General features: G+C 41.0%; 11 protein-coding genes and 1 riboswitch. All 11 genes read right to left on the reverse strand.

The genetic code is table 11. From position 1 onward, the window contains the following. Positions 1–16: 16 nt before the first annotated feature. Positions 17–1,435: a glycoside hydrolase family 1 protein gene (locus tag MKY11_RS18855; protein ID WP_060781566.1), complete on the reverse strand. Its 1,419-nt coding sequence runs from the start codon at positions 1,433–1,435 to the stop codon at positions 17–19. Next, positions 1,407–3,314, reverse strand: coding sequence for a beta-glucoside-specific PTS transporter subunit IIABC (locus MKY11_RS18860; protein ID WP_342501690.1), 1,908 nt, complete (start codon positions 3,312–3,314; stop codon positions 1,407–1,409). The genes MKY11_RS18855 and MKY11_RS18860 overlap by 29 nt, the downstream gene beginning before the upstream one ends. A 325-nt stretch (positions 3,315–3,639) precedes the next feature. Continuing rightward, entirely contained in the window at positions 3,640–4,473 is an 834-nt protein-coding gene (locus MKY11_RS18865) for a PRD domain-containing protein (protein ID WP_017368351.1), read from the reverse strand. Between the two features lie 224 nt (positions 4,474–4,697). Beyond that, complete coding sequence (locus MKY11_RS18870; RefSeq protein WP_039165018.1) at positions 4,698–5,513, reverse strand: YwqG family protein; 816 nt, start codon at positions 5,511–5,513, stop codon at positions 4,698–4,700. 173 nt (positions 5,514–5,686) lie between these two features. Beyond that, the gene (locus MKY11_RS18875; protein WP_047947031.1) at positions 5,687–6,526 is read right to left on the reverse strand and encodes a methyl-accepting chemotaxis protein; all 840 of its coding nucleotides are present in this window, start codon (positions 6,524–6,526) and stop codon (positions 5,687–5,689) included. Between the two features lie 149 nt (positions 6,527–6,675). Further along, positions 6,676–7,410 (reverse strand): energy-coupling factor transporter transmembrane component T, encoded by a 735-nt coding sequence (locus MKY11_RS18880; protein WP_024719222.1) that lies wholly within the window; start codon positions 7,408–7,410, stop codon positions 6,676–6,678. Next, complete coding sequence (locus MKY11_RS18885; RefSeq protein ID WP_342501691.1) at positions 7,400–8,998, reverse strand: energy-coupling factor transporter ATPase; 1,599 nt, start codon at positions 8,996–8,998, stop codon at positions 7,400–7,402. Before MKY11_RS18885 ends, MKY11_RS18880 begins: the two co-directional genes overlap by 11 nt. Then, entirely contained in the window at positions 8,973–9,572 is a 600-nt protein-coding gene (locus MKY11_RS18890; protein ID WP_342501692.1) for an ECF transporter S component, read from the reverse strand. Before MKY11_RS18890 ends, MKY11_RS18885 begins: the two co-directional genes overlap by 26 nt. Then, positions 9,569–10,255: a thiaminase II gene (gene tenA / locus MKY11_RS18895; RefSeq protein ID WP_017358641.1), complete on the reverse strand. Its 687-nt coding sequence runs from the start codon at positions 10,253–10,255 to the stop codon at positions 9,569–9,571. Before tenA ends, MKY11_RS18890 begins: the two co-directional genes overlap by 4 nt. Before the next feature lie 87 nt (positions 10,256–10,342). Continuing rightward, positions 10,343–10,446: riboswitch (TPP riboswitch) on the reverse strand. 56 nt (positions 10,447–10,502) lie between these two features. Beyond that, positions 10,503–11,630: a hypothetical protein gene (locus tag MKY11_RS18900; protein WP_041091253.1), complete on the reverse strand. Its 1,128-nt coding sequence runs from the start codon at positions 11,628–11,630 to the stop codon at positions 10,503–10,505. Positions 11,631–11,771: 141 nt separating this feature from the next. Further along, a complete protein-coding gene (locus MKY11_RS18905) occupies positions 11,772–12,428 on the reverse strand; it encodes a type 1 glutamine amidotransferase domain-containing protein (protein WP_217967689.1) in 657 nt (218 codons plus the stop codon). Positions 12,429–12,571: the final 143 nt, after the last annotated feature.

A 12,571-nucleotide genomic window follows, 5' to 3' on the forward strand; every position in this document is an offset into this window, starting at 1 on the left:
GGTTTGTCTCTCTTTTTTATGCGTCTAAATGCTTTCCATTTGTCGCGATCACTTGTTTATACCAATCAAAGCTTTTCTTTTTCTTTCTATCTAATGTACCGTTGCCTTCATTGTCACGGTCGACATAAATGAAGCCGTAGCGTTTTTTCATTTCAGCTGTTGATGCACTGACAAGATCAATTGGGCCCCAGCTTGTATAGCCGATCAGATCAACGCCGTCTGCGATCGCTTCTCTTGCCTCAAGCAAATGACTTCTTAGGTAATCAATTCGGTAATCGTCTTGAATTGAGCCGTCTTCTTCTACTTGATCCACAGCACCCAATCCATTTTCTACGATAAACAATGGTTTTTGGTAGCGGTCATATAGTTGGTTTAGTGTTGTACGAAGTCCTTTTGGATCAATTTGCCATCCCCAATCACTTGCTTCTAGATAAGGGTTTTTCACGCCTTCAAATAGGTTGCCACCAGTCACTTGTCCAAGTACCTCTGGATCTGTACTTGTCACAAAACTCATATAATAGCTGAAGCCAATATAGTCGACTGTATGGTTTCTTAGAATGTCTTCGTCACCGTCTTGGAATTCAATGTTGATGTTATTTTCCAGGAAATAACGTTTCATATATCCAGGGTAATAGCCTCTTGACTGTACATCTGAGAAGAACAATGTTTTACGATCTTGATCAATCGCAGCAAACATATCTTCTGGTCTTGAGCTGTACGGATAAGTTGTCATCGCTGCAATCATACAACCGATTTTCGCATCAGGAATGATTTCGTGTCCTGCTTTAACAGCTAGAGCACTTGCAACAAATTGGTGATGCGCTGCTTGATATTGAATGCTTTTCTCGTCTTCGCCTTCTTCAAATACAAGGCCACCCCCTGTGAAAGGAGCATGTAAGACGACGTTAATTTCATTGAAAGTCATCCAATATTTCACTTTATCTTTAAAGCGAGTGAACAATGTTTTAGCGTATGTTTCATAAAGACCCACAAGCTTACGGTTTCTCCATCCGCCGTAGTTTTTCACAAGTGCAAGTGGCATTTCATAGTGAGAGATCGTGACAACTGGCTCAATTCCATGCTTATGCAGTTCATCAAATACTTTTTCATAGAAAGCGAGGCCCGCTTCATTCGGTTCCGCATCGTCGCCATTTGGGAAAATACGTGGCCAAGAAATGGATAGTCTGAAGCACTTGAATCCCATTTCTGCAAACAGGGCAATATCTTCTTTGTAGCGATGATAGAAGTCGATCGCATCATGATATAAGTTAAGGTCCTTCATTGATTCATCGAATGGGTGCATAATACCGTGTGGTGATACATCCGCTGTTGATAAGCCTTTTCCATCTTTGTTATAAGCACCTTCAATTTGGTTGGCGGCTACTGCGCCGCCCCATAAGAAACCTTTAGGAAATGTTTTTTCTAAATTGGTCATGTTGAATGCCCTCCTCATTTTCTTCTACACTGACTGTAAGCAATGTCTCTTTTACTGTAATCGCCCCATCTGTTTTCGCATTAACTTGTGCATAATCATTTGTGTTGGTGACGATAATTGGCGTTGTTACATCATAGCCTTCTTGCTGAATGCCCTTGATATCAAATTCAACTAGCAGATCTCCTGCTTGAACGAGATCACCTGACTGCACATGACTTGTGAAATGTTTACCGCCAAGTTTTACTGTATCAATCCCCACATGGATGAGAAGCTCTGTGCCTTGATCACTCTTTAAACCAATGGCATGTTTCGTTTGGAAAATGGTTTCAACCTTGCCGTTGAACGGAGCTACTACACGTCCAACTGTTGGGACAATGGCTGTTCCTTTACCCATGATTTCATTAGAGAATGTTGCATCATTTACTTGATTGAGCGGCTTGAGTTGACCTTCAAGCGGGCTTTGTACCACTTCATTTTGAAGCGCTACTGTGTCTTTCTTTTCTTCTGGTTTGTCTGCTTTTGTATCATCTTTCACTGGTACATCTTTGAAGCCTAGAACAAGTGTCATGATGGTTGCTACAACAAAGCCGATCACTAATCCAATGATGGAGTAAACAAATGTCGGTCCAATGAACGTTGGGAGACCTGGAAGACCTGCTGATCCTGATATCACATATGACTTTACTTTGAAGATAGACATGAACACGCCGCCTGCTGCTGCACCAATGAGGGCTGCAAGGAACGGTTTTTTCAATCGCATGTTCACACCATACATAGCAGGTTCAGTAATACCCATTAACGCAGTGATACTTGTAGACATCGCCAATGATTTGAATGTTTTGTTTTTTGATCTTAAGAAGACACCGAATGCTGCGCCTGCTTGTGCCATATTCGCTACAAACATCATTGGAAGAATGAAGTCAAAACCGTTTAATGTAATGTTGTTGATCATGATTGGAAGTAGTGCATAGTGCATGCCCGTAATGATCAATGGTGACATAAAGCCACCGATTAAGAGTCCGGCCAAAATACCTGCATGTTTGAACAATAAATCAATTCCACCGGAAAGGCCATTTCCGATAATCCCACCAAGCGGTCCAACCGCGATGAGCATAACTGGTACCACGACAAGAAGTGTAACTGTTGGAACAAGAATGATTTTTAGTGATTTCGGACTATATTTTTCCGCGAATCTTTCAACATATGAGCCGAGCCAGATCGTGAGTAGAATTGGAATCACCGATGAAGAGTACACAACGGCAACCACTGGCAAGCCTAGAAATTCTGTATTTCCTGCACCTAGTAAAGCAGTGAGCTGCGGGTGCAGTGCGGCTGCTGCAATGGCAGCGGCGATATACTGATTTGTGCCAATTTTTTTGGCTACGCTTACAGCGAGCAGAATCGGTAAGAAGTAAAAGGCTCCGTCTCCGATAGCTGTTAAAATCGCATATGTGCTGCTTTTATCTGAGATCCATTGGAACGTCAGCATTAATGCCAAGATCCCTTTGATCATACCAGCTCCAGCGATGGCTGGAAGAATCGGTGTGAAAACACCAGAGATAAAATCGAAAAGCTTTGAAATCACATTTTGTTTTGATGCTTCTTCTGAATCGCCTGACTTTACATCTGTTGATAACCCAGAATCAGCAATCATTGCTTGATAGACGTTTGATACGTCGTTGCCAATAATGACATGGTATTGACCGCCGCTTTGATTCACGCCCATGACGCCGTCTGTTGATTGCAGCTTCTCTTTATCCGCTTTGCTTTCATCGTATAGGTTGAAGCGGAGCCTTGTCATACAGTGCGTGACATGCTTAACATTCTTTTCACCGCCGACAAGCTCTAGAACTTCTTTTGCTGTTTGTTTGTGGTTCATTGTGTTACCCTCCAATCGTTGATTTCATCTTGATATAGAAAAAACCTAAACATCCATTAATGCCCGAAAAATAGCGATTCAGACATTAATCGATATTTAGGTTTTGCCTGCTTAACCAGTAACAATCCTTCATAGCGATTGATCGTTATTCAATTTTATAAGCCTTTAGATACAAAAAAACCTAAATCACGCCTTATCAAAGATAGGGACAATGATTTAGGTTTTGCCTGCTTGACCAGTAACAATCCTAAAAGATTGTGGGTTATTGAGTTTATAGTTATAAATTAGCATGTTAATTTTGATATGTCAACGCTTTCTTTTTGATTTATTTTCTTTTTATGACTCGATCGATGTGCAAAGTTAAGTATAACATCTCATCTTCTATGAGACTTCGGTTGTATTCTTTTTGAACATAGTCATTAATTTTCTCCGCACATTGAAAAGCGGCTGTATTTTTTTCCTTTACCACTTCATACAGAAACTCATTTTGATTTTCCATTTGTGTTTCGTTAAACAGACGCTGTCCAAAAAACTTCAAATGCGTGACAAAACGGAAATAATTTAATGATTCTTCGTCCAAATCAATTTGGAAATGATACTTTACGATGTTCAAAATATCTTGAATCAGTTTTGTAATTTGAATGACATTCGGCATTTCCTCATTCAGTTCTGCATTGACAATATGCATCGCAATAAAGCCTGCTTCATCCTCGGGAAGATGGATGTTGAGCTTGTCCTGTATGATCCGAATCGCTTCTACACCACACATGAATTCCTCTTTGTACAGCCGCTTGATTTCCCAAAGCAAGGCATTTTTAATGTCCATTCCTTTTTGATGACGTTCAATAGCAAAGGTAATATGATCCGTTAATGTGACATAGATGCTGTCATTTAAATTTTTGTTAAGGGTCGTTCTTGCGTGATCGATAATTGCCTCACACACTTGCATATACTCGATCGGAATATCATAAAGCAGGGTTTTGAATTTTTCTGATATATCTTTATTTTGAATGGAAAATACTTTTTCGATACGTTCTTCGTCAATCGGGTCTCCGCTTTTCTTTTGAAACGCAATCCCTCTGCCCATAATGACCAGCTCATGCTGCTCGTCATCATACGCACTGACCACATTATTGTTGATTACTTTCGAAATGATCAATTGATCCCCCCCAGTACATTCCGCTTTTTCGAGCATTTCATTGTTGATTGATATGTCATTTTATTATTATTTTCAAAAAAGAGGACTTTAAGATGATTTTACATTTTTTTTTGATACGGTCAACTAGAAAGAATGACATATTACCTCTCAGAAATGACGATTTAGGGGCAAAAAGGCTAAAAATAGACAAAAAACACTCTTCAAAAAGAGTGTTTTTTACAAAATTAGGAGCAATCCCAGTTATAGACGACATTTTCGAAATGTTTTCGTTTGAGGTCTTCTGGTTTGATAAAAAAGTTAGCAATGCCGCAATCTCCCCACAACATGTCCACTTCATCATCTGAGTCAATTTGCAATAATAGCACAGTATGTTCTTGGTCTACATAGGTACGCGGGTCTTCTTGTGTAAAACCTGGGTATCCGCCAACTTTATGGCCAAAACCACTTGCTGTCTCATAAAATTCATCTAGCAATTGATCTGCTTCATCACCATCAATACCAACAGCATCTTCGAATAGATCCCAGCTTTGCTTTCCTGTGACTTTTTCAAAGCGGAAATCTCCTACACTGATCGCTTCGCTTGATAATTCACCTGTAATCGCACCTTCCTTCGTAACTGGAAAATAAAAATCGTCAGGAATTTTCACGAATGAAAAATCAGTCAATAAGTCTTCTTCAGCTAAGAAAGGTTCCTCAATAAATTTGATCCGAAAATCTTTTTGCTCTGTTTTTTGGTCAATATTCATCCCATAAAGATCATCATGTACAGAAATAAACACTTGCAAAAGTCCTGTTTCTGGGTAATCTTTCAGCTTTGGCAGCTGGCCGAAATTGATTTGTGCCAGCAGCTTCATAGGATGACCTTCTCCATCAACGGGATATTCGTCGTTTTTTGGGAAATAAGGATCACCTGCTATTTTGCTGTCATATGGTCCTGTTTTTCCTTGTTTTATCTGTAATTGAATCAGTGGTTTTTCAGTTTGATCTAACAATGGACGGTAAGGCGCAAGTACTTCTTGCAGCTTTGCTGATTGTGTCAAGATGGTCTTCCTCCTTATGAATAGGTCTAATGATCAAAACAGGTCTCTCTTTTTCTATCATACAGAAGTGTAACTTCCCTGTCAGTGAAAAACCCGTCAATATCGTGACAAAAAACTCACTTTAACACGTTAAAAAACCTCCGATACGGCTGGAGGTTTGGTGATTCATTTATTTATTTCACTTGATAATTCACTAAGTCTGTTGCCAATGATTTCATCGTTTCGTTCGTTTCGTGCAGCCCCTCAATAATTTTTGTGAAAGTGCCAACGAGTTCTGCTTGATGTTCAGAAGAAGCCACAATTTGTGCTATTTCTTCTTCCATTCCTTTGATAGAACCTTGCACATCTTTTAGCGCTGTTTCAATATCAGTCGTTGCTTGCTTCGCGTGAGTAGACAGCTTTCTCACTTCTGTAGCAACCACCCCAAAGCCTGCTCCTGCTTCACCTACTCTTGCAGCCTCAATGGATGCATTGAGTCCAAGTAAGTTCGTTTGATCAGAGATACCTTTGATGAGATTAGACACTTGGTTGATTTTAGAGGAATTTTCGACAGTGGTTTTTGTATTTTGTAGAATTTGTTCACTTGTCGCTTGTAGTTCCTCTGAATGTGCAGCCACTTGCTGTACCATCGCGACTAGTTTTTCGGAAGCATCGTTACTTTCCGTCATAATGTGTTCTAATCGTTGTTGATTCGTTTGGTCATATGCTACACAGAAGGCAGCGACCACTTGACCATTGTCATCTTTAATCGGGACGGCGACGATGTCCATAGGAATTCCGTACACCTCTTTAGGAATCTGGATAAACGATGGCTCTCTCCCATTTTTCAACATTGAAAAGTTTTGGAACCCGGGAGCTACAACGTCCCCTGCTTTAAACCCTAAGTCAATGTTCCCGTGCTGCTGATAATAAAGAACCTTCTCTTTCCCTAACACAGAAAAGGTTAGCTGCTCTCTCATAGCTAGTCCAACGATTGGTAAAGCGTCTATTATGTTATCAATTCTCTGTGACATTCGCTCACGTTCATCCTCTCTTTTTCTCAGTACACTCTCTTTATCGGTTCTTTATATGATCTATTACAGCCTGCAATGTGTACTAATATCAACCAAATGACCTAAGACATATAAAACAGCCACATTCTATCAAGAGAATGTGGCTGTTTTTAAAAGAAGAAGATGCATATCAACACACTAATGACGATGAAAAAAAGATACATGCAGTCGATCCATGAAGTGCTGATGACATGATAATACGTTCTCTCCCTCGTCCCAGTGAAGCCTCTTGCTTCCATCGCAATGGCTAGTCGTTCAGATTTCCGTACGCCTTGCGTGAAAAGAGGGAGTGCATAACGTATAAAGGCTTTCCAACTGTTTTTTTGCTTGTAACCTCTAATTTTATGTGCAGCCTTCATTTGCTTCAATTCACTTTGAAACAACGGGATAAACCGGAAGCCTGCCAGCATCCCATATGCCCATTTGGGTGACATTCGGCATTGATGGATTAAGCTCATCATAAAGGCCGTCAAATCAGTTGTTGATGTAAAAAGGAGACCAAATGTCACAAACCCAAGCATTCTAAAAGAAATGGTCAGCCCATTTCTTAAACTCTCCTCTGTGATATGAAACCATGCCCACTTCCAAACTGTATGATCTCCCTTGCCAAAGGCCGCGATCATCCAAAACACGAGAATGAAAAAGAGCAGATAAGGTACAAGTCTGGTGATGAGGTATTTCAAATTCCAGCCGCCTAGGACAAGTCCAATTCCAAGTGCAAACAGCCAGATGATGAACGTCGTTTTAGGATCAGAAATCGCCATCAGACAGCACATCGCAAGGAGATGGGCCAGTAATTTCATGACTGGGTTTACAGTGGATAGAAAGGAGTGATTACTTTGCAATCGTCATCACTTCCTTTCTTTCAGCCATATAGCGGTAATGTAACGGCACTCTCAGCTCACAGGAAGTGACAAGTTCCTGATGAGAAAATAAATCAAAAGGCGTACCATCATAAACATGCTCCCCTTGATGAAAAACAAGCACCTGATCAGCGCACTCATCAACGAGTTCCATATCATGTGTGACCATGATAATAGTGGTGCCTTGTCGTTGACGTTCTTTTAAACGCCGGATTAACTCCCTCGCCGTTTTCTCATCCTGCCCGAAGGTCGGCTCATCTAAAATGAGTACATCCTGATCAAAAAGAAGCATTGTGGCAACACTTAATCTTCTTTTTTGTCCTAAGCTTAAGGTGAAAGGATGCGCATCTCTATGCTTCTCTAGGCCGAACTCTACCAATAGCTGATTCGTTTTTTCTTGCACAACAGGCTCTGGCCAATTTCGCTGTCTCCCACCAAATGCGATTTCATCAAACACTGTGTCCTGTATAAATTGAAGTTCTGGATTTTGAAATACAAAGCCTGCTTTTTCATATAATGTTCGGTCAGACCACTTTTTCAGGTGTTTTCCTTTTAAGAAAATGTGACCTTTCTTTATTGGTTCTAAACGGATGACATGTTTAAGAAACGTACTTTTTCCGCTCCCATTTTCACCGATGATCGCAACCCAATCTCCTGCTTTTATATTAAGGTGCAGGTCATCTATAATGCTTTTTTTCCCGTAGCTTAATTGTAGATGATCTGTGCGAATAATGACCTCTCGATCTGTTGATGACAATTTCTCATGACGTTCTTTTCTCGCCTCAAAGGTTTGCAAGAGTGTTTGACTCAGTGAATGAAACGGATCTTGTAAGACATTGGACCATTTCTCGGGAAATATTTTCGGACGCCAGATGCCGGCTTCTTTCATTTCTCCCTCAAATGTGATCATCACGTCTTTTGGCGTTCCATCTGCTATGATACGGCCTTGATGATCTAATAAGATCACCCGATCCATCCACTCGATGACACCGTCTAACACATGCTCCACAAAAATCATCGTCTGATTCTGTTCAGCCGAAAGATGCTGAAGTAATTGAAATATCTCCATTCTTCCTGCTGGATCAAGCTGTGCTGTCGGTTCATCAAAGAACAGGACATCTGGCTCTAATGCTAGTAAACATGCAAGCGCCAACCGCTGCTTCATTCCGCCAGATAAGGTATGAATATCTGTATTTGGGTCGACATCCAGCTGTACCTTTTTCATGAGATGCTGAATCATGTCATCCATTTGTTCACGAGGGACAGATCGATTCTCTAAGCTAAACGCAATTTCTTCATTGACTCGGTGCATACAAAACTGCGAATCTGGGTCTTGAAACATGACACCAGTATGCCTTTGCCGCATCACTTCTCCCTGTACTTCAGCTTCCATATGCTCTGGAATAATGCCAGCAAGCACAGAAATCAGCGTAGATTTCCCGCTTCCACTTGGTCCTAATATCAGCACCTTTTCCCCCTTTTGAATAGAAAGAGATACTTGATGAAGAACGGGATTCGGCTGTTCATAAAAACGGACAGTGAGATTACTGCACGCGAGAAATGAATCCATGCTGGTCACCCTTACTTCGTTTTTCTTTCATGATGGCATATTGATTCAGCACACCCGTTTTAGATAAAGCATCCACCACAACCTTTGCCAAGCAACCGCCGAGTAACATACCGCTAATGACTTGAGTGACAAGTGTCATGAGTAACACTTGAGGCGTGTAATAGCCGAATCCATTGGCAATGAGGCTATATGCCATTGCCCCTACTGCTGCAAAGGCACCAGACAACATGAGTGTCCACATGCGATATCGCTTATAGCCAAATAGAGCGAAGGCGATTTCTGCTCCAAGTCCTTGGCATACACCAATCAAAAGCGCAGAAAGACCGAAGTGGCTGCCTGTCAGTAATTCCACGGCAGCGGCAGCTGTTTCTGCGATGAGGGCAGCTCCTGGCTTATGGATAATGTAAGCAACGATTGGACTGGCAATGACCCAAATTCCGAACATGATGTTGCCTCCTGCTGGACCGACAAGGGCTGTAATCGGTAAATAAAGAGTCGACCACCCTAAATAGATAACTCCGCATGCCACTGATAAAATGACAGCAAGAACGACTTCTTTCATCTTCCATGTCATGAAGAATGCACCTCCATTTGGACAGGCCACTCTTCGACAGTAAAGGCCATGTCCCAGAATTTATACTCAAGCTGACAGCTTAAGATGAAGTGCTGTTTCATTTTCTCCTTTTCCTTCTCACTTGCTCCTTCCGCCCACTGATCAAGCCGTTTGCAAAGCTCCACTGTAACAGAGTCCGTTAACCCGCCATAAAACGTGATCCACTCATAGAATGGATGGGCAGGATCGGGCTCAACATCTTTAAGCATTCGTTTGCCTATTTCCCAATAGGTCCAAGGGCAAGGGAGCAAAACCGCAATGATTTCTCCTAGCGTCCCTTCCTTTGCGACTTGCAGCATGTGATGAATATAGTGATGGGCACTTGGCGCCAAAGACGCACCTTGCAGTTCATCATAAGCGACACCTGCCACTCGGCAAAGGTTTTGATGAGGATGTGTCTCACTATCAAGGACAAAAGCCATTTGTTGATGGAAAAAGGTAATGTCCTCTCTGTCTGTACATCTGCTGATGGCTGCCGCATAAATTTTAATAAAGGCATTTAAATATTCTGCATCCTGTTTGACATAATGAATGATCTGTTCCTTTTCGAGTTCTCCTGCTGCGAGTCCTCTCACAAACGGATGCTGATAAATCGCTTCAAATAATGGTTCTGCTTCTTGCCTTAATTGGGTTGAAAATGTCATAAAAAAAGCCTCCTCTTTTTCAGTTGAATAAATGAAAAAGCCACCCCAAATGGAGCGGCCTTCTTATCGATTCAATCATGAATAAGACAAGGTCCAGCTCCACTTCCCTCCGCTAGTACAAACTAGATCAGGTTCAAAGGGTCCAAGATTTCCTCTTGTCTCAGTCATACATGACTCCCCTAGTGGACTTTTGTCATTTAATTATCTTTACTCTACACATGTGGCGATTTGATGTCAACCGCCGATCTTAATTCAATGTATTGATCGTTGGCAGCTTCTCGATCCCTGCTGCATAGTAGAAATTAAGGACACTGAAGAAATCAATTGGCTTTCCTGTCTTTAAATCAACAGCCAAAATATGATCGCCGTAATTTGTCAGGTCATCAATGTCTAAACGCCTTGGCGTTGTCTTTCCGAGAGTATCAACAAAGCTGCTATGGTAGTACTGCCCACTAGCAAACGATGATTCATGATACATAAATAATGTCTCCACATCTAAGTAGACAAGAATGGCCTCAGAGGAACTTGCGTATGGAGCAGAGTACGATACTGGTGCCGAAATACTCTTCACTTTTACACTGTCAACAGAATGCGTTCTCTGTTGATATTTTCCATCATATGAGAAATAAAATACACGCTCCCATTTATAATCAGCGGTCTTAGATTGTTTGTTATATACTTTTGTACCATTTGCGAAAACATCCCCATTGGCATACGAAGCAACAAAGTATTGCAATGTTGATGACAGGGATTCAGCACCTGTGAAATTTGGTGGATTTTTTGCATTCACCTGTAATGTATATGAGTCTCCAAAGTCTCCACCGCTAGTAATACCAAACGCATAATCACCCGCTGGTAAATTGCTTAACGCAAGCAGACTGCCTGCCGGTTGAATCAGATCCGTTGGATAAGCTTGTCCTTCTTCATAATCAATAACAAATAACTGAACGAAATAATCAGCATTTGGAGAGATAATCCGGCTGATGAGCGCCTGAGGGGACGATGTACTTAAGAACCATAAATCAACTGGATCTTCCTCGTTTAAAACTGCCGATTGATTAATGGCTAGTCCATCAATAGAGCGAACGGCAGACGTGCGCATCTTTCCATCTGCAGCCGCTTTTCGTTTAATACTTATTCCCTTTTTCTTATCTACTTTAAATGATTTTTTTACTTCCTTCTGTTGAACCGCAGTCCCTTTATCCTGCTTTTCAAACGACTCTTGCACTTGCTGAATGGCTTTTTCAGTCAGTGGCGATACTTTTTCACTTGATTTTGGTGCATCTTCTGCTTTGATTGCTGGTGAAAATAAACCTGTTGTGACCAATAAAATAGACAGTAAGGCGGCGGTGATTTTGACATAAAATGCTCTCACAGGAACATCCCCTTTTCCCTAATTTGGGTTTTTTACCCTGTGATTATTTTACCATTTTTCTAATACTTGTTTTGGACTTTTTTAGGAAATTTTTATAACAAAAAACCAGCCGTATGCGTCACGACTGGTTTTTTTGATGATTTATGCAATGGTTTTGACAAATAAACGTGCTGTTTCTGCACTTGATCCTGGATTTTGTCCAGTAATAATTTGTCCGTCTACAACGGCGAATGGCGCAAATGCATCGCCTTTTTCAAATGCTGCCCCTTGCTCGCGAAGTTTTGTTTCCAATAAAAATGGAACTTTAGATGTCAATTGAACAGCATCCTCTTCCTCATTTGTGAATCCTGTTATTTTCTTGCCGTCGATAAATGATTTTCCATCACGATCCTTCACATCAACAAAGGCAGAAACGCCATGGCAAACTGCCCCAACGGCTCCTTTTTTGTCTGAAATCGCTAAGATCGCATCGGCAACCAATTGATTGGACGCAAAGTCGATCATTGGGCCATGTCCTCCAGCAAAGAAAATGCCATCATACTCAGCTGGGTTTACATCGGTCAGTGCCTTTGTGTCTTGAAGTAATTCATACACATCTTGATATTGTGCTGGAACTCCTTCAGGAATTGAATTTTTATCGATCGGTACTGTTCCACCTTTTATTGAAACAATTTGCACGTTGAGTCCATTTTCTTTAAAAATATGAAATGGCTCGGCCAATTCTTCTAGCCATAAGCCTGTTGGGTGTCCGTTCATTTCTGAGCTGCTTGTTGATACTAATAAAACGTTCTTGCTCAACTTTTATCATCCTTTCTATTTATCATGTGACTATTTTATATTTTGCACAATTAAATATCAAGCAATCAGACTTGGATACAACTCTTTATGTTATACCCGATTTTTTAAAAAATATAGCCTCACTTCAAATCTAATCATTCTGT

Source organism: Bacillus sp. FSL W7-1085 (assembly GCF_038595035.1).
Taxonomy (GTDB): domain Bacteria; phylum Bacillota; class Bacilli; order Bacillales; family Bacillaceae; genus Bacillus; species Bacillus altitudinis.